The organism is Ralstonia sp. A12, from assembly GCF_000801955.1.
Lineage (GTDB): Bacteria > Pseudomonadota > Gammaproteobacteria > Burkholderiales > Burkholderiaceae > Ralstonia.
The window spans coordinates 107,243-126,021 of sequence record NZ_JSZO01000012.1 but is presented as its reverse complement, the minus strand read 5'-3'; the positions used below and the strand labels follow the sequence as shown (position 1 = coordinate 126,021).

The window sequence follows — 18,779 nt, the reverse complement described above, 5'->3', positions numbered from 1 at the left end:
ACTCAAACGCCGAGAAGAAAGCTCGGAGCGTCGAGTTCAAAAACTCAAACGCCGAGAAGAAAGCTCGGAGCACCAAGCTCAGAGACGCAACCTTCGTGTGAAAGCAAGGGAGCCACGGTGTCAGGGCACCGATGTTGGGTTGGGAGTATCGTGGCAGGCATGCAGACCGTCGCTTTCACATTCGATGCCGATCTGACGCCGCTTCTGCCGTCGGCTTTACGCGGGCACACCATCACGCGTGCCTGGGCATCGGGCGCCACGCTTAAGCACACCATCGAGGCACTCGGCGTGCCGCACACGGAAGTCGGGCAGGTGCGCGTCGACGGCCAGGCGCAGACATTGGAGACCATGCTGCCGGTACGTGGCCTTGTCGCCGTATCCGGCATGGCCCCCGCCTTGCCTAGCGCGCCATTGCACTTTCTGTGCGACGCCCACTTAGGAGCCACCGCGCGCTTGCTGCGCATGGCCGGTTTCGATACCGCCTACGACAACAACTACGCCGATGCCGCCATCGAAGCATTGGCGCAGGAAGAAGACTGGATCGTGCTGTCGCGCGATCGCGAATTGCTTAAGCGGCGTGGCATCCTCCGTGGCGCGTTCATCCGGGCGCAAGCGCCGCACGAACAGATGCGCGAGATCGTGGCGCGTTTCAGGCTGGCCGGCGTGGTCCGACCGTTTTCACGCTGCCTGGAGTGCAACGCGCCACTGCGCATGCTGAGTGTGGAAGAGGCTGCGTCCAGTGTGCCCCCGCGCGTGCGTGAACGGCAGCGCCTGTTCAGCACCTGCGATGTCTGCCGGCGGGTCTACTGGCCCGGCTCGCACTGGGCGCGCATGCGTGCCGTGCTGGACGACATGCTTGCGCCACAGGACGATGAGGTGCCGGAGAGCACTGCGCACATCCTGCGCAGCGGCAGCGCGGGCGCCTGAACGCAAAACGCCCGCCGTGTGTCACCACCGGCGGGCGTTTTTGTATGGCAGGCAGTCGCTCAAGTCATCAAACCATCAAACCAGGTTCAGGCGCACATCGATGTTGCCGCGCGTGGCGTTCGAGTACGGGCAGACGATGTGGGCGCGGTCGATCAGCGTTTGGGCTTGCTCGCGGTCCATGCCGGGCAGGCTGATCTTCAGTTCCACTTCGATGCCGAAGCCATTGGGAATGACGCCAATGCCAACGTTGCCTTGCACGCTCGCGTCTGCCGGAATGCGCAGCTTGTCGCGTGCGGCCACGAACTTCATCGCGCCGATAAAGCAGGCGCTGTAGCCGGCGGCAAACAGCTGCTCGGGGTTGGTGCCTTCGCCGCCGGCGCCGCCGAGTTCACGGGGTGTGGAGAGGCGCAGATCCAGGTTGGCATCGCTGATGACGGCGCGGCCATCGCGGCCACCGGTGACGTTGGCTTGGGCGCGGTAGAGGACGTTTTCGATCGACATGGCAGTTCTCCTGATGAAGGTTGGGAGCGAAGTGCAACGACCGTCGAAGCCGAGGCACTGTGGGTTGAAATAGCTTGCTATTAAGTAGCGCGCTATATATTTACTTCAAAAAAACGGGTGCATTGCGGCACCCGCGGGGTATTGCTCTCGCTTCAGGCGGCGTGTTTGAAGAGCCGCCCGCGCAAGTCATTCAACTGTGACCGCAAGGACTCGATTTCCTCGGGCGCGCATTCCGCTGCGGCACCGATGCAGTTCGGCACGTCCTTGGCGCGCTCCTGCAACTGCCAGCCTGCGTCCGTCAGCGAGATGATTACTTGCCGTTCATCCGCCTCCGAGCGTTGCCGCTCGACCAAGCCCGCCGCCTCCAGCCGCTTGAGCATGGGGGTGAGGGTGGCGGAATCGAGAAACAGCCGCTCGCCGATGGCCGACACGGTTTGCGCGTCGTTCTCCCACAGCACCAGCATGACCAGGTATTGCGGATACGTCAGGCCCAGGGGCTTGAGCAGCGTCCGGTACACCTTGTTCAGCCCGATCATGGTCGAGTACAGCGCGAAGCACAGCTGCACGTCCAGCGTCAGGTTCGGGTACGGAGAGGAGGTCTTGCGTGTGTCCATGTCGTGCATATTAGATAGCGTGCGATCTAATAGCAAGATAAATATTTGTAACAGCACCATGTGAAGCAACGTACCTATCTTTCCGGCGCGTTGCGAAGGTCGGTCACGAAGCGCTCGCGCCAGACCGTCAGGTTGGCCGTGCGCAGCCGATCCATCATGTGGGCATAGCGCGCCTTGCGTTCTTCCAGCGGCATCGTCAGTGCGCGGTTGAGCGCCTCGGCCATGCCGCGTGTGTCATACGGGTTGACGATGAGGGCTGCATCCAGCTCGCGCGCCGCGCCGGCAAAGCGGGAGAGCACCAGTACACCCGGGTCCTCCGGATCCTGCGCGGCCACGTATTCCTTGGCAACAAGGTTCATGCCATCGCGCAGCGGCGTGACGTAACCGACCTGCGACGTGCGGAACAGCGCCATCAGCACACGCCGCTCGTATTGCCTGTTGATGTAGCGGATCGGTGTCCAGTCCAGTTCGGAGTGCTTGCCGTTGATGCGGCCCGACTCCGCCTCCAGGCGCTGGCGGATCTGCTGGTAGCTCTGCACGTCCTGGCGCGAGGTCGGCGCGATCTGGATGAAGGTCACATGCCGGCGGTGCTCCGGAAAATCGTCCAGCAACTGCTCGAACGCGCTGAAGCGCTCTGGCAATCCTTTCGAGTAATCCAATCGATCCACGCTCATGATGAGCTTGGGCTGGCTATCGGTATGTTCGCCGCGTGGGCGGGTGTGCCGTGCGAATGGGTTGCGCCGCGCCAGCGACGACACCGCCTGCTGCGCAATCTCATCCGGATGCACGCCGATGGGGTAGACCTCTGCACGCAGCGTGTGGCCGAACGCATGCACCGCGCCGTTCTGCTCCTTGTTCTCGATATAGCCGCGTGCCTCGCGCTCGATGTAGTCGTAAAAGGCGACGCGGTCGGTTTCGGTCTGGAAGCCGACCAGGTCGTAAGCACACAGCGCGCGCATCAGCTCTTCGTGCGGCGGGATCGTCGTCAGGATTTCCGGCGCCGGAAACGGGATATGCAGGAAGAACCCGATACGGTTGGTCAGCCCCAGTGCGCGGCATTCGGCAGCAAACGGGATCAGGTGGTAGTCGTGCACCCAGAGAATGTCGTCCGGTTTGATCAGCGCCTTGAGCTGATGTGCAAACTGCGAGTTGACGCGCCGATAGCCGTGGTACTCCTGCCGCTGGAAGCGTGCGAGATCTACGCGGTAGTGAAAGATCGGCCACAGCGTCGCATTGGCGAAGCCGCGGTAGTACTGGTCGTAGTCGCGCCGGTTCAGGCCGACGGTGGCGTACGTGATGTTGCCCTTGGTAACGATGGCAGGTTCGCCGGAGACGGTGGTTGCCGTCTCGCCGCTCCAGCCGAACCAGACGCCGCCGGTCTCGCGCAGCGCATCGAACACGCCGACGGCCAGTCCGCCCGCCGTTCCTTGGCCTTCGGTGATGGGCGCAACGCGGTTGGAGATCACGATGAGCCGGCTCATGCGCGATCTCGCTTGTGTGCAGCCAGCACAGTCAGCCACGCACGCAGTGTCGCTGGATCGTGCGTGCGCCACAGCGCCTGGCTTGGACCGGTACCGACTTTGATCGACCAGCCATCGAGCGCGTTGACAGCGTCAAAGGCGCTCTCGTCGGTCAGGTCGTCGCCGGCAAATAGTGGCGTGCGGCCCATGAAGGGGCGCTCGGTCATCAGTGTGTGGACGACATCGCCTTTGCTCGCGCCGCGCGGTTTGAGCTCGACGACCATCTTGCCGGCCTGCAGGCGGATGTGGTCTGAGTAACGATGTGCGAGGCGATCGGCCAAAGCGAGCACCGCGTTTTCAGCGGCGGGCGCATTGCGGTAGTGCAGTGCGAAGGCAATGCCTTTGCCTTCCAGCATCACGCCAGAAAACTGCGCCGACAGTTGCGCGAATTCGGCACGCAGCTCGCGCTCCATTTCGGCCAGGACATCTGCGTCGGTGTTCAGGCGCACGAAGTTGCCATCGGCATAGCGGCGTTCGGCGCCGTGCACGCCGGCAATCACCAGGCCGGGCAGGGCGAGCAGGGATTCAAGGTCGTGAACCGTGCGCCCGCTGATGACGGCCAGCGCACCGCCGCAGGCGGCATGCAACGCCGCAAGTGTGTCGCGCAGCGGCGCAGAGACATGCACGGCATCAGGTTGCGGGGCGATGTCGACTAGCGTGCCGTCAAAGTCCAGCAGGAAGGCCGTGTGGGCAACATCCACCTCGGGTAGAGGCGCTGCGCGTGTGAGATGTGGTGATCGATCGCTCTTGGACAAACCGGTTCATGTGAATGTGCGTGATGCGCCGTTTCACGCAAGAACCGGACCGACCGCGCCAGGCGTTGTCGTTTCGCCATCTGCGGCCGGTTTGAATGGGGATGGGCTTGTAAAAACGGGCGCGGGGTGCAAATCCTTCATCCCGCACGCGCAGCAAGCATCACAGCCGCATCACAGCGATGCGGCCAGGCGTGTGCCTTGATCAATGGCCCGTTTGGCGTCGAGTTCGCGCGCTTCATCCGCGCCGCCAATCACATGCACCTTGGCGCCGCCAGCCTGCAGCGGTTCGAGCAGTTCGCGCAGCGGCTCCTGCCCGGCACACAGCACGATGGAATCGACCGGCAGCCATTCGGCGGCTTCGCGCTTCTCACCGTAGCTCACCAGCAGGCCTTCATCGCCGATGCGCTCGTAGTTGACGCCGCCCATCATGCGTACGCCCATGTTCTTCAGGCTCGTGCGGTGGATCCAGCCGGTGGTCTTGCCCAAGCCTGCGCCCAGCTTGCCGGCACGCCGCTGCAGCAGCAGGATCTCGCGTGCGGGCGCCTCGGGTTGCGGGCGAATGCCATCCACGCCGCCGCGCACCTGGGTCGGATCACCGACGCCCCATTCGGTGCGCCACGTCTGCAGATCCAGCGTGGGCGAATGGCCATCCAGTGCGAGGAACTCCGCCACATCAAAACCGATGCCGCCCGCGCCGACAATCGCCACGCGCTTACCCACCGGTTTGCGATGGCGCAGCACGTCGATGTACGACAGCACGCTCGGATGGTCCTGCCCTGGAATCTTCGGATTGCGCGGCGACACGCCCGTCGCGATGATGATCTCGTCGTACTTGCCCGCCAGCAGTTGCTGCGCGTCAACGCGTGCGCCGAGGCGCAGCGTGACGCCGGTGGCCTCTACGCGGCGCGTGAAGTAGCGCACCATCTCGTGGAATTCTTCCTTGCCCGGAATCGTCTTGGCCATGTTCAACTGGCCGCCGATTTCCGGTGCAGCGTCGTACAGGTCCACCGCATGGCCGCGCTCGGCCAGCGTGATCGATGCTGACAAGCCCGCAGGTCCGGCACCCACCACCGCAAAGCGCCGGCGGGCCGGCGTCTGGCGGATGACGAGTTCCGTCTCATGACACGCACGTGGGTTGACGAGGCAACTCGCAATCTTGGCCTTGAATGCGTGGTCTAAACAGGCCTGATTGCAGGCGATGCAGGTGTTGATGTCCTGCGCGCGATTTGTCGACGCCTTGCGTACGAACTCGGGGTCAGCCAGCAACGGGCGCGCCATCGAGACCATATCGGCGCAGCCATCCGCCAGCACGCTTTCGGCCACTTCCGGCGTGTTGATGCGGTTGGACGTGACCAGCGGAATGCCGACCTCGCCCTTCATCTTTTTGGTCACCCACGCAAAGGCCGCGCGCGGCACGCTCGTCGCAATGGTGGGGATGCGCGCCTCGTGCCAGCCGATGCCGGTGTTGATGATGGTGGCGCCCGCCTGCTCCACAGCCTTGGCCAATTGCACGACTTCTTCCCACGAGCTGCCGTCAGGAATCAGGTCAATCATCGACAGGCGGTAGATGATGATGAAGTCGCGGCCGACGGCCTCACGCGTGCGGCGGACGATCTCGACGGCCAGGCGCATGCGGTTGGCGTAGCTGCCGCCCCAGTCGTCGGTGCGCTTGTTGGTGTGGGTGACGAGGAACTGGTTGATGAAGTAGCCCTCGGAACCCATGATCTCGACGCCGTCGTAGCCGGCCTCGCGGGCCAGTTGGGCGCAGCGCACGAAGGCGCGGATCTGGCGCTCGATGCCACGCACGGATAGCTCGCGCGGCGTGAATGGGCTGATGGGCGAGCGCAATGCCGTGGGGGCCACCGCAAGCGGGTGATAACCGTAGCGGCCGGTATGCAGGATCTGCAGCGCGATCTTGCCGCCTTCCTGGTGCACGGCGTCGGTCACGATGCGGTGACGGCGTGCCGCGCCATGCGTGGCCAGTCGCCCGGCAAACGGCTTGGTCCACCCGGCCATGTTGGGCGCAAAGCCGCCGGTGACGATCAGGCCGACATCACCACGCGCGCGCTCGGCAAAGTAGGCGGCCAGGCGGTCGAAGTGGTTGCCGTCTTCCAGCCCGGTATGCATCGAGCCCATCAACACGCGGTTTTTTAGCGTGGTGAAGCCGAGATCGAGTGGGGCCAGCAGGCGGGGGTAAGGCGAGGAGGGCGTGGAGGAGGACATGGCCGGCGCGGGTGGGGGCACCGCGGTAATGTGGAAACGCGCCGGACGGTAGCACCCAAGCGCCCGTTGGAACAACAGGGCGGGGTTCTAGATGTGTGGGGCGCGCGTCAGGATTTTTTCGAGTCGTCTTCGGCGGGCTTGCCGAGCAGCGCCTTCAGCAATTTGTTCTGGGGAATCGCCTTGCCGGTGCCTTGGCCTGGCTTGCCGGTGCGCTGGCTGTCGCGCTTGAGGTTGTTGGCGATCTTGAGGCCCTTGAGTTTTTCGAGGTCGGTTTTCTTCACAATGGGGTCCGCGAGGGAGCTGATGACGGCATGTTACGCTCGGCAGGATACGCGAATTGCCGAACACTGGGCTCGCCCCGCCTGTTTTTCCTGCATGTCAGTCAATCCAACGCCGCCTGCCACGCCCGTTCCCGACCTGTTCCAGCCCACTCTGCAGGACTGGGCCGACCAGCCCGCGCAGGCCTTTGAGCATTGGCTGGCCGCACGCGGCTATCGCGAATCGTCGGCGACGGTGTACCGCGCGATGTGGCGCAAATGGCTGCGTTGGGTGGAGTCGCACCAACGTGCGCTGGCGGACTGGAGCGCCGCAGACATCGCCGCCTTCCTGGATGAATCGGGCCTGACCAAGCTGCACCGGTATCGCTACGCGCGCCTGATCGAGCGCGTCTTCCATCAACTCGAATTGCTACGCACGGGGACACACAACCCGGCCAGTGCCGCCGTGCAGCAGAGGCTGGCCGAGGGTGAGAACGACCCGACCACCTTTCTCTCGACGGCCGAGCGCGTCGCTATCGAAGCCTCGCTTGAGGTAGGCGCGCGGGCGAGTGAGGCGGCAGCGAACGCCAGCGCGTTCAAGTTGGCGCGCGACAGGGCACTGGTGGCGGTGTGCCACGGGGCAGGGTTGAAGGTCGCGCAGGTGCAGTCCCTGCTGCTGCGTCAGGTGGATGCGGCGCTGGAGAGCATCACCGTCGAGCCGTCGCGCGGTCCGTCCTATCAGGCGCCGCTGCTCGAGAGTGCACGCCCCGCGCTGGCCGCCTGGCTGGCCGTGCGCGGCCACGCCGAGGTGCCGGGCGAGCGTGTCTTCGTGGCCGATGCCGGCGGGCGGGTCATGCACGCAGCCTCGGTCTACCGTCGCGTCGAGGCGTGGCTGGCCGCGCTGCCGGCTTTGATGCACCGCAGCGAACGTCTCTCGCCGCAGACGCTGCGCAACGGCTATGCCGCGGCGCTGTTCGATGAGGGTGCCGCCCCTGCCGACGTGGGGTACGCGCTGGGCTTGCGAGATCAGACTTCGGCCTGGCGCCTGCGCTCGGCCTATGCCGACTGGCAGGCGGCAGACCATCCGGACGGGCACGCGGGCACCGCCTCATAGCACGGTTTTTTTGCGCAACATCGCTTGCAAACTGCCCGCAATCCGGTGCTCGGCTTGCTATGATCGCGCTGTTCCGCCGCGTCGGTTGCATTGATGCGGTGAACCCGATGCCGCGCTCGAATCGGCACGTCACGATCTCTTTCTCGATACCTCGCACCCAATGACAGAAACCATTCTGCTGACCGGCGCCACCGGCTACATTGCTTCGCATACCTGGGTTGAACTGCTGGATGCGGGCTATCAGGTGATCGGCCTGGACAACCTCTGCAACAGCAGCTCGGCCGTGCTCTCGCGCATCGAGCAGATCACCGCCAAGACCCCAAAGTTCGTACAGGGCGATGTGCGTGACCGCCGTCTGCTCGACGATCTCTTTGCCAGCACGCGCATCTCGGCCGTCATCCACTTTGCGGCGCTCAAGTCGGTGGGTGAGTCGGTGCAGAAGCCGCTGGCCTACTACGACAACAACATCGGCGGGCTGGTCACGCTGTGCACGTCGATGGCGCATGCCAACGTGCGCCAGCTCGTGTTCAGCTCGTCGGCCACCGTATATGGCAATCCGCATACGGTGCCGATTACCGAGTCGTTCCCGCTGTCGGCCACCAACCCGTACGGCCAGACCAAGCTGATGGGCGAGCAGGTGCTGCGCGATCTGGAAATCTCCAACGCCGCCTGGCAGATTGCCTACCTGCGTTACTTCAACCCGGTTGGCGCGCACCACAGTGGCCTGATTGGCGAAGACCCGCGTGGCATCCCGAACAACCTGATGCCGTACGTGGCCCAGGTGGCGATCGGCAAGCGCGAGAAGCTCTCCGTCTACGGCGGCGATTGGCCTACGCCTGATGGCACTGGTGTGCGTGATTACATTCACGTGGTCGACCTGGCGCGCGGGCATCTGTCGGCGCTCGATGTGCTGCGTCGCGATGGTCGCGGCTTTACCGTCAACCTCGGCACGGGGCGCGGCTATTCGGTGCTCGAGGTCGTGGAAGCCTACAAGCGTGCGAGTGGCCGCCCGGTTCCACACCAGATTGTGGACCGCCGCCCCGGCGACATTGCCGCGTGCTATGCCGATCCGGCACTCGCTGCATCCATGCTGGGTTGGCGCGCGCAATACGGCATCGAGCGCATGTGCGAAGACTCCTGGCGCTGGCAAAGCATGAACCCGGATGGCTTTCAGTCCCGCTGATCCACGACGTTGTTTGACACCCGCAGAACTGGAAACACCTCGTAGTGGATGACGTTGCTCTCTTCGTTGCTCAACTGACAGGCAGGCTGGCTGGCGCGCTGTTGCCATTGATCGTGGCGTGCGGCGCGGGCAGCTTGCTGCTGCGTCTGCTGGACGATCTGCGCAGTGCCGGTGCCACGCGCTCTCGATTGCCGCTGGTGATGACCGCGCTGTCCTGTGCGATTGCGCTGTGGACGGTGCCGTTGCTGCCGCTGGTTGCGCGTTGGCCATTGCATGAGGGTGCTGTACCGCTGGTGATGACGCTGGCATCGTTTTGCTGGAGCCTGGCGGTGGCCGCGTTGTGGTGCGTGCTGGGTGGGCAGGCGGGCACCGTGCGCGCGGTGCTGCTGGGTGTGCTGCTGAGCGTCAGTGGCCCTGTGGCGGTGTTGCTGCTGGCGGGCGTCACCAGCTTCGATGCGATGGCCTGGGCAGATGCTGGTGTGCTCGGCATCGTCATGCTGCTGTCGGCGGCGGCTTGCGCGGCGGCGCTGCAGTTTGCGCTGTCGGCGCGGTCGGGGGCCACAGGTGTGGCAGTACGCCGACCCGCTGTGAGTCTGTTCGTCAGCGTGCTGTTTGGCATCGGTCTGGCGCTCGATGCGGTGTATGCGGCATCACTGGTGGATGCATCATCGGCCTCCATTGGCAGCGCGCCGGCCTGGCTGCAACTGCTGCTGGCAGTCGGAGCGGTCGTTACGGTGCTCGCCGGCTTCCTGCTTGGCTACCGGGACCGCGCAGCGGGTGATACCTCGGCGGCGATTGCCGCGCGCGAGATCCGCCGCCGCAAGGAGACGATGCAGGCGCTCAACGACCTGGAGCAGAGCTACCGCCAGCGCGAGGCTGAGTTGGCCGCACGCCATCAATTGCTGCTCGATGGTGCGGATGTTGGCTTGTGGGAGTTCGATCTGATTACGCGCAGCGCGCAGTTCTCCACGCGCTTTGCCGCCATGCTCGGCCACACGCTCAAGGAGATCGGCCCGAGTACCAGCGAGTACTTGCGCCTCGTTCACCCGGATGACCTGCCGCTGGTGCTCAACCGCATTCAGGCGCATGTCGATGGCAACGCGCCTGCCTATGAGGCGGAATTCCGCATGCGACACAAGGATGGCAGTTATCGCCAGATCATTGCGCACGGCGTGGTGGTGCGTGATGCCGGCGGCCGTGCCACACGCATGGCCGGATCGCATGTCGAACCGGTGCAGAAAATAGCCACGGCAAACACTGCCTTACCAGAAGTTGCCGAGTCCGCTGCAGAGCCTGAGACGCTTCGTCGTCAGGGCCTGTGGGAGTCGTGGTCGCCGCTGGACAATGCGCCCGACACCTCTCGTGCGCCGATCACAGTGACAGCGCCGAGCGAACCCGCGCCGGCGCCCGCCAACAACGGCACACTGCCCAGCATCAATCCCAACGCGCTGCGTTGAGGTCGCTGCATCTTTACGGAAGTTGATCACTCCCGGTACTCAAGTTTTCTTCAGGCTTGCCCGATAGCGCATAAAGAGCGCGTGCAATCGCGCCGGGGAGCGCCGCCAGCATCACGCGGACAAGAAGAAACGCTTGGAGGAAGGAAGATGAATCGACTCACGCTTCGACAGAAGCTGTGGCTACCGCTCGTCCTGAGCTGGCTGTGCCTGCTTGTCATCACATTGTGGAGTGCATGGAGCGCACGCACCGTACGCATGGAGGAGCGGCAGCGCGATCTCCAGAACGTCAGCGCCACCGCGTTCAGCGTCATCAAGGAATACGGACAGCTGGCGCAAGACGGCAAGATGACGGTGGATGAGGCCAAGGCCCAGACCATCGCGCGCTTGAAGGACATGCGCTACGGCACCGACGGCTACTTCTCGCTGTCAAGAACCGACACCGTGTCGGTCATGCACCCGATCAAGCCTGAGATGGTCGGCAAGAACATGTCTGCCGCGACGGATCCCGAAGGCAAGCACCTGTTTGTCGATATCGCGCAGATGGCCAAGGCCGGTGGCGGGTTCGTGCGTTATCTGTGGCCAAAGCCCGGCAGCGACAAGGCCGAACCCAAGCTGACTTACGTCTCGTACTACGAGCCCTGGGATTGGTCCATGACGACGGGGCTGTATATCGACGATGTCGATGCGGCGTTTCGTACCTCGCTCATGCAGTCGCTCGGTTTGTTGCTGGGCATTGGCCTGCTGATGACGGTGGTCGTGGTGGTCGTCACGCGCGGCTTGCAGCGCCAGTTGGGCGGTGAACCGGCGTATGCCGCAGACGTTGCCGCGCGGATTGCGAGTGGCGATCTGGCGGTGCGTGTGCAGACTCGCCAGGGCGATCGCGACAGCATGCTCTTCGCCATGTCGCAGATGCAGCAGCAATTGACGGGCACGATCAGCGATATCAAGAACTCGGCCGATTCCATTGCCAGCGCAACCAAGCAGATTGCCGCCGGCAATGCCGATCTCTCACAGCGCACGGAGCAACAGGCATCGTCGCTGGAAGAAACAGCATCGAGCATGGAAGAGCTGACATCGATCGTGAAGCAGAACGCCGACAACGCGCGTCAGGCCAGCACGTTGGCCGTCAACGCATCGGATATTGCGGTCAAGGGCGGTGAAGTGGTCGGGCGCGTGGTTGAGACCATGTCGGGCATCAACGAGAGCAGCAAGAAGATTGCCGACATCATTGGTGTGATCGAGGGCATTGCGTTCCAGACCAACATCCTGGCGCTCAACGCCGCGGTGGAAGCCGCGCGTGCCGGCGAGCAAGGCCGCGGCTTTGCCGTGGTGGCGGGGGAAGTGCGCAGCCTTGCGCAGCGTTCAGCCAGTGCCGCCAAGGAGATCAAGGAATTGATCGGCGACTCGGTGGGGCGCGTGCAGAACGGTTCGGCGCTGGTGCAGGAAGCGGGCACCGTGATTGACGAAGTGGTGGTGGCCGTCAAGCGCGTGACCGACATCATGGGCGAGATTTCTGCCGCATCCGACGAGCAAAGCTCGGGCATTGAGCAGGTTAATCAGGCCGTGAATCAGATGGATGAAGTGACGCAACAGAACGCTGCGCTGGTGGAGCAGGCTGCGGCTGCGGCGCTCTCGCTGGAAGAGCAGGCGCAGTTGCTGCGCTCGGCGGTGGGGCGCTTCCAGGTATAGCGAGTTACAGGTGCAACGCAAATGAACAAGGCCGGCAATATCGCCGGCCTTGTCTTTTGTGGTTTCCGGTTGCCTCTTTGTGCGGACTCGGATGTGCTGCTTTTACAGCTGGGTCAGGCGACCAGAAAATCCTCCATCTTCCGGCCCGACGACAGCTCCTTGACCAGCCAGCCCGGACGCTTGCCACGGCCCGTCCAGGTATTGCCGCTGCTGTCGCGGTAACGCACCGGCACCTTACGGCCGGCCTTCTTCGAAGCCACTGCACCCTTGGCGCCAAAACCGAGGTCGTCGGCGGTCAGGCCATATTCCACGATCTTCTGCTTGATTTCAGCGATCACCGTCGCCTGTTCGTTTGCCCGGAGTTCATCGGCCTGGCGCTGCAGTTCAGAGATCTTCTGAACGATTTCCTTGTAAGTCGGCATTATGGATTCCTCAACTTTGCAATTGAAACATGGGCACGCTCCCCGTAGCCCACCGCATTATAACGAGTTTGACCGAGTGAAATGAATTTCGTTAAGACCTCATGTCAACGGCGTGGATTCTGCGCAGCGGTCGGCGTTGCGCAAACCGGCATGGTGCGGCCATTTGTCCGGAGCAATGGAAATTGTGAACATATGACGCAGCGAGAAGCCGCGCTACCGTGAGTACCCAATGCCAGCGAGAAGCATTGAACGTGCGGTGCGCACATTCTTTTTATGTGATTGCTTCATTGCTTCGACAATGATGCTGGGCGCTGATTTGATGAAAGGCTTTCGAGAGGGAGTTGAAAGGTTGTCGAAAGGGAAACGGAAAATGCATCAAAATGGCGCATTTTTACAATTGCCTCACGCGAACTGCATTCCCTCGAGCAAGTCTTGAAAATCCTTGGCCGGTAACGGACGCGCCAACAAATAGCCCTGTACCTGGTCGCATTGCAGATTCATCAAGGCCTCCATTTGCGCCTCGGTTTCCACCCCTTCCGCCACCACCGTCATATCCAGCGAATGCGCCATCGCGCAGATGGCGCGGATGATGGCGGCCGCTTCGGGCGGGTTGTCGTCGAGCGCGGAGACGAATGCCCGATCGATCTTGATCTGCTGCGCGCGGAAGCGCTGCAGATAACTGAGGCTGGAGTAGCCAGTGCCGAAGTCGTCGATGGCGACCTCAATACCGAGTGCCTGGATCTGCCGAATGACAGCAATGCTTTGGCTGGCATCGCGCATGGCGGCGGTCTCGGTAATCTCGAACATCAACCGGTGCGCACTTACCTGGTAGCGATGCAGGATCTGCGACAGGCGCTGCACGAGGTCCGGTTGCTGGAACTGGCGTGGTGACAGATTGACCGCGATACGCTGTGGGGCCATGCCGGCGGCATCCCAATGCATGATCTGGCGGCAGACTTCTTCGACCACCCAGTCGCCCAGCTCGACGATGGTGCCGGTGCGTTCGGCCAGGGGGATGAACTCGGCGGGTGACACGGGGCCAAGTTCCGGATGGTTCCAGCGCAGCAGCGCTTCCGCGCCCGTCATGACCTGCGTGAACGCATCGAACTTGGGCTGGTAGTACACCGACAGCTGGCCATTCAGCGCCGCATGCGAAAGCGCGCGCTGGATCTGCAGCACGCGATGCGCGGTCGTGTTCAGGCGTGGCTCGTAGAAGCGGTAGGCGTTGCCGGTGGACTGCTTGCAATCGAACATGGCGGCGTCGGCGTGCTCCATGAGCGTGTCGGCCGTTGCGCCATTGTGCGGATGGATCACCACGCCGATGCTGGCCGTCGCACGCAGGCGGCGGCCGTCCACTTCCACCAGTTCGCGCAGGCGGAACAGCAGCTTGTCGCCAACGGTGGCGGCCGCTTCGGGCAGCGTGAGGCCTTCGACCAGAATGGCGAACTCATCGCCGCCCAGCCGGGCGACCATGTCTTCGCCGCGCATCGTCTGGCGCAGGCGCTCGGCGATGATCTGTAATACGCGGTCGCCCGTGGCGCGGCCGTACTGCTCGTTGATCTGGCCGAAGTTGTCGAGGTCCAGGCAGAAGAGGGCGAAGGGACGGCTGCGCCGTGTCGTCGAGAGGATCGCGCTATCCAGCGACTGTTTGAGTTGAAGCCGATTGGGCAAACCGGTGAGCGCATCGTGATGCTGCGCCGTGGGCGCCTGATTCGCGACACGCGCCAGCGACGCCGCCAGATGGGCCTGCGCTGAATCAACACGCGTCTCCAGCATGATCAGCACGGCGTGCAGCCCGAGCGCCAGCAGTACGCCGCCGGCACTGAGCATGATGACGGGCACCACGTGCAGCATGGTCGTTTCGTCGGTGGGCCAGGTGCTGGCTGATGGCCACGCTGCCAGTGACAGCACGGTAGACGTTGCCAGCACCGCAGCCGCACGTGCGCGCAGCCCGACTGCGGCACGGCGTTGTGCCGGCGGTAGATGGAAGGCCATGCACATTGCCAGGCAGGAACCGGCGCCGAGCACGAGAGTGCCGCCGCCCCAACCAATGAGTGTGCGTTGTAGCGAGAGGGTGTCGTCGTGCACCCACGGACGAGCCAGATATAGCTCCGCCATCATCAACCCGATGCCAAGTGCGATGGCGCCGATGGCGATGCGGTGGCGATGCGGCGGCTGTCCGGCGGCGGCAGGCGACGTATCCGGCAGCACCACTAGGAATGCTGCGAGTGAAGCTGCCAGCGCGGTCAAGAGCGTGGCAGAAATGGGGGCCGCGAGCGGCGTGGCCAATGGCCGGTGCAGGCCGACCTGGGCAAGCCACAGTCCCGACCATAGGCCAATGCCAAGAATGATGGCGCAGGCAATGCGCCAGTTACGGCGTTTTGCAACCGTCGAGCCCCCCGGCAGACGTGTCGCAGCGTCTAATGCGGCAAACGTGGTCAAGCCCGTGCTTACCCACGCAAACAGCAGCAGCGCAATATGGAAATCGTTATGCATGCAAGCGCATTCGGCGCGGCCCCCCGACTTTCGACCGGCACCTGTCTGTGTTTTGCGGCGAGGATAGCGCAAAAGCCTGCTGTTTCAGGCCGCGAAAAGGCTAGCTTGTTGCGCGCTATTCACAGAATGCGTCGGGATATTCTGTCGTTACTGCCTTGCATCAAGCAGTTGCGGCAGCTCCACGCCTGTCCTAATGCATCGGCAAAAAACCCGGGCACATGACCCGGGTATACGCGAATGGCTGCATGCCCGCGATTGCAGGCGAGGATCAGGCGTTCAGGCGAGTGCGCCGACGTGAGGCGGGGGTGGCGGCTCCGGCGCGCTCCAAGTCGACGCTTGGCAGCAGGTGCAGCAGGCGCACGAGTTCGGATTGGCGATGCGTGCCGGTCTTGCGCAGGATGTCGCGGATGTGCACGCGCACAGTGTGCAGCGACAGGAATTCGCGGTCAGCGATTTCTTGCAGGGTTTCGCCGGCGGCCAGGCGTGCGGCGACGATGCATTCCTTGTTCGTCAGCCCGAAGAGCGAGGCGAGTACACCCGCATCCATGACGGAGCGTGCCTCGGAATTGCCCACCAGTACCAAGGCCAGCGGCGCCGCCCAGGCAGAGCGCATGGCGTCGGAAGGGGTCAGCGGTGTAGCAATGAACGGAACAGGGCGCCCATCGCGTGCCAGATACATCCACGAGCCAGCAGCGCCTTGCACGCCCATCGAGCCGGCGGCATGTTCAATCAGGTTGCGCAGTGCCGCGTTGTGCGTGTGATCGGCAGAGTGCAACATGCTGCCATCGAGCGACAAACGATCGTCTTCTGCGGCCATCGTGCGCGCCCATGCGTTGGCGTATTTCACGCGCATGCTGCGTTCGATCACCATCACGCCAAAGTCGAGCGTATCCAGCCCGGCCATGCCGAGTGCGGCGAGTTCGTTCAGCTCCTGATTGCGCTGCTGCATGCGTGCGGCGCGCTGCAGGTGGGGCAGGACGCGCTGCAGGCGTTCCTCGCGCTCGGCGGCGCTCACTTCCGAGGTATCGTCACGCGTACGCAGCCGCATGGTGATGCTCAGGTCCGGCGTGTCCATCAACGTCACGCCCCGCGCAGGCACGTCTTCGGCTTGTGGGGCTTGCAGCAGTTGAGGGTCTTGGCAGAAGGCGTTGCAGTGGCCCGGTTGCGGGCAGTGCTGGCACCAACCCGACGAAACGCCTTGGCGCGGCGCGTCGGTGTGTTTGTCCCAGACAAAATAATGTGCGCTTTCGGCCCCAGCGTAGACGGAGAGCAAGGCCAGGGCAATCGGCATCTGCGCGGGGTCTAGCACCGCCTCGTAGATGGTATCGACGAGTCGATGAAATTCTGCGTCATCCGATAGACGTTGCAGCATGGTGGCCCCCGGTGCGTATTGCGACGACTGAGGGGACTGCCCCTCGCCATCGGCGTGTTGCGGCCTGACGTGCTGCTGGCCGCTGTCGCTGTGTTGATTGTTGTTCTTCTGCGCGACTTCCTTGGTAATCGGCAACTCTTTGGAAAAACTTAACATTCCGCTTCTGATGCTCCCAAATTCCGGCAGTGCTGTATCCCCCCCATTGGGAGGGAGTATGGGCGACTTTCAGCGCTGAAAATATAAAAAATATACAAAATTTCTTAACCTATTCAGCGCCCTGTGTCCGTTGTATCCGTCGACTAGTTGAACTGGTACGTATAGGCGGCGGTGAAGCGCAAGCTGCGAGAGCTTGAGTTGATCGGCTTGTCGCCCACCGGGCGCGCAACGGCCAGGTCCAGCGTGTAGTACTTGCGGTCTGAGAAGCGCACGCCCAGCGCAATGGAACCGAGCTGGTCATGCACCAGCGTACCCCCGTTCGAGTACACCTTGGCCGTGTCGTACAGCACGTAGGGCTGCACGGTCTTCAGGTAGTCCATCGATACCGTGAACATGCGGTTGAGCTCGACCGACGCGCCCCAGCCGCGGTCGCCTGCTACTTCGCCCGCCGGATAGGCCAGGCCGAAGAAGCGTCCGCCAAAGCTGATCTGCTCCGAAGACGGCAGCACCGCGCCGCTGTATTGCGCCGCACCCGAGACTACGATACCGAAGCCCAGCGGCAAGTCGTGTGCCTCGCTGGCGGTGACGCGTGTGCGCAGGAAGCTCAGGTCGACATTGTTGTTGGCTGACTTGCCCGCCCCGAGGCTGTTGATGCCCTGGTACAGGCCAAGCGACGCACGACGTGTCTCGCCTGGATTGACCTCGGTGTATAGCGCTTCAGCGCCGGCCACGCGCACCTTGGCGGCCAACTCAGTTTGCGGAATGGCTGGGTTCTGCGGCGAGTACTGCTGCTTGTCGTCGTTGCCGTAGAACGTGCCCGTGACGGTGAGGCTGCGCGTGTTCGACAGCAGCACCGGATAGCTCAGTGACAGCCCCAGCCGTTGCGTATCGGTCAGGTAGCGCGACTGATAGCCGAGTTGCTCAAGCGGCAGGTTCTCTGGCATGCCGCGATAGTGCGACCACGTGAGCTTCGCCAGCAGCCCATCAGTACCGATCGGCTGCGCCCAGGTGGCGGAGTAGAACGTTTCGTGATCCGGTCCGCGCGGCTGCAGCGTTGACACCGTGATCTGTTCACCCAGTGGCGTCACGCTGTTGAGCGTGCCTGTGATGACCGCGCGCACACCGGGCGAGCGGTATTCAACGCCGGTGCCGATGGTGTAGGGCTGGCGCTTGACGTTGAGCACCAACTCGCTCGCGCCATCGGTGGTGGTGGGCGGCTGCACGGTCGCGGTGATCTGCACGCCAGGCTGCAATGCCAGCACGCCGGTCACGCGCTCAAAGGTTTCTTTGCGCAGGGGCTTCTCGTCCATCAAGCGCTGCGAGATTTCGCGCAGGCGACCCTCCAGCGGCCCGGGCGTGCCCTCGACACGCATGCGCGCGACATAGCCTTCCACCACGGTGATGCGTACCACGCCGCCTTCAAACGTCTGTGCCGGCACGAACGCGAAGGAGAGCGGATAGCCGCGGTCTGCATACAGCTTGGTGACTTCGTTGGCGGCCTGCAGCAGCTGCGCGACGGTGACGTCGTGCCCGGCCATCGGCGCGAAGTGCGCGGCGATTTCGGGAAACGGCAGCGTCTTGACGCCTTCGATCTGGAACTTGGTGGGCGTGAGATGCGTGGCGAGCAGGTTTTCCAGCGCCGGGTTTGGTCGCTGGACTTGCACCTGAATCTTCTGCTCGGGCGGGCGGGAGGTGTCGACCTTGGGCAGCGTGTCGATCGGGTTGCCTTGCGTGGGGCTGCTCTGGGCCCAGCTCAACGCCGGGCTGGTCAATGCAACGCCTGTGGCCAGCGCTAACCGCATCGTGGTGCTCCGCACGCGTGTCTCCTCCGTGGTGTTTGTTCTGCAGTGAAGCGTTCAGCCGGTCCGGGCCGGTCGACGCCGCGCGTGGTTGCGCACTGCATGGAACGATAACCGCGAGACATAGTGCTTTACAACAAATCACATAGAGGCAACGTTCACGCGGCGCAACGCCCTGGTTGATACCAATGGTGTGTTAATCCGTGCCCGTTTGCCCAGCAATGACGCCGCCTGGCGCCACATCAACGCGTTTGAAACGCAAAAGCGGACCGGCCGGTCAGGCCGATCCGCCGT

General features: G+C 63.5%; 15 protein-coding genes. 5 read left to right on the top strand and 10 right to left on the bottom strand.

Annotated features, from left to right (window positions below; translation table 11 throughout):
- Positions 1-159 precede the first annotated feature (159 nt).
- The gene (locus PI87_RS15850) at positions 160-927 is read left to right on the top strand and encodes a Mut7-C RNAse domain-containing protein (RefSeq protein ID WP_039598683.1); all 768 of its coding nucleotides are present in this window, start codon (positions 160-162) and stop codon (positions 925-927) included.
- Between the two features lie 75 nt (positions 928-1,002).
- Here PI87_RS15850 and PI87_RS15845 read toward each other — a convergent pair whose 3' ends face one another.
- From PI87_RS15845 to PI87_RS29115, 6 genes are all read right to left on the bottom strand, one after another.
- A complete protein-coding gene (locus tag PI87_RS15845) occupies positions 1,003-1,428 on the bottom strand; it encodes an organic hydroperoxide resistance protein (RefSeq protein ID WP_039598682.1) in 426 nt (141 codons plus the stop codon).
- Between the two features lie 152 nt (positions 1,429-1,580).
- Positions 1,581-2,042, bottom strand: coding sequence for a MarR family winged helix-turn-helix transcriptional regulator (locus PI87_RS15840; RefSeq protein ID WP_039598681.1), 462 nt, complete (start codon positions 2,040-2,042; stop codon positions 1,581-1,583).
- Positions 2,043-2,116: 74 nt separating this feature from the next.
- Complete coding sequence (gene otsA / locus PI87_RS15835) at positions 2,117-3,523, bottom strand: alpha,alpha-trehalose-phosphate synthase (UDP-forming) (protein WP_039598680.1); 1,407 nt, start codon at positions 3,521-3,523, stop codon at positions 2,117-2,119.
- Entirely contained in the window at positions 3,520-4,317 is a 798-nt protein-coding gene (gene otsB / locus PI87_RS15830; RefSeq protein WP_052321569.1) for a trehalose-phosphatase, read from the bottom strand. The genes otsA and otsB overlap by 4 nt, the downstream gene beginning before the upstream one ends.
- Positions 4,318-4,488: 171 nt before the next feature.
- Positions 4,489-6,540, bottom strand: a complete 2,052-nt coding sequence (locus PI87_RS15825; protein ID WP_039598678.1) for an NADPH-dependent 2,4-dienoyl-CoA reductase — start codon at positions 6,538-6,540, stop codon at positions 4,489-4,491.
- Between the two features lie 107 nt (positions 6,541-6,647).
- Positions 6,648-6,821 carry a hypothetical protein gene (locus tag PI87_RS29115; RefSeq protein WP_232314007.1) on the bottom strand — a complete coding sequence of 58 codons (174 nt, stop codon included), beginning with the start codon at positions 6,819-6,821 and terminating at the stop codon, positions 6,648-6,650.
- A 94-nt stretch (positions 6,822-6,915) separates the two neighbouring features.
- On the opposite strand from PI87_RS29115, the gene PI87_RS15820 reads away from it, so the two are divergent.
- The 4 genes from PI87_RS15820 (at position 6,916) to PI87_RS15805 (ending at position 12,240) form a co-directional block, all read left to right on the top strand.
- Complete coding sequence (locus PI87_RS15820) at positions 6,916-7,911, top strand: tyrosine-type recombinase/integrase (protein WP_039598677.1); 996 nt, start codon at positions 6,916-6,918, stop codon at positions 7,909-7,911.
- A gap of 160 nt (positions 7,912-8,071) precedes the next feature.
- Complete coding sequence (gene galE / locus PI87_RS15815) at positions 8,072-9,094, top strand: UDP-glucose 4-epimerase GalE (RefSeq protein ID WP_039598676.1); 1,023 nt, start codon at positions 8,072-8,074, stop codon at positions 9,092-9,094.
- Positions 9,095-9,138: 44 nt separating this feature from the next.
- On the top strand, positions 9,139-10,551 hold the full coding sequence (locus PI87_RS15810) for a PAS domain-containing protein (protein ID WP_039598675.1): 1,413 nt from the start codon (positions 9,139-9,141) through the stop codon (positions 10,549-10,551).
- A 147-nt stretch (positions 10,552-10,698) separates the two neighbouring features.
- Positions 10,699-12,240, top strand: a complete 1,542-nt coding sequence (locus tag PI87_RS15805; RefSeq protein ID WP_039598674.1) for a methyl-accepting chemotaxis protein — start codon at positions 10,699-10,701, stop codon at positions 12,238-12,240.
- 113 nt (positions 12,241-12,353) lie between these two features.
- Here the strand turns inward: PI87_RS15805 and PI87_RS15800 are convergent, their stop codons facing one another.
- The 4 genes from PI87_RS15800 to PI87_RS15785 all read right to left on the bottom strand — a co-directional run bounded on the left by PI87_RS15800 (position 12,354) and on the right by PI87_RS15785 (position 18,503).
- Positions 12,354-12,662: an H-NS histone family protein gene (locus tag PI87_RS15800; protein WP_021192590.1), complete on the bottom strand. Its 309-nt coding sequence runs from the start codon at positions 12,660-12,662 to the stop codon at positions 12,354-12,356.
- Positions 12,663-13,064: 402 nt separating this feature from the next.
- Positions 13,065-15,158: a putative bifunctional diguanylate cyclase/phosphodiesterase gene (locus PI87_RS15795; protein WP_039598673.1), complete on the bottom strand. Its 2,094-nt coding sequence runs from the start codon at positions 15,156-15,158 to the stop codon at positions 13,065-13,067.
- A 268-nt stretch (positions 15,159-15,426) separates the two neighbouring features.
- Positions 15,427-16,686, bottom strand: a complete 1,260-nt coding sequence (locus PI87_RS15790) for a helix-turn-helix transcriptional regulator (protein WP_039598671.1) — start codon at positions 16,684-16,686, stop codon at positions 15,427-15,429.
- A gap of 143 nt (positions 16,687-16,829) precedes the next feature.
- The gene (locus tag PI87_RS15785) at positions 16,830-18,503 is read right to left on the bottom strand and encodes a ShlB/FhaC/HecB family hemolysin secretion/activation protein (RefSeq protein WP_039598670.1); all 1,674 of its coding nucleotides are present in this window, start codon (positions 18,501-18,503) and stop codon (positions 16,830-16,832) included.
- Between the last annotated feature and the right edge of the window lie 276 nt (positions 18,504-18,779).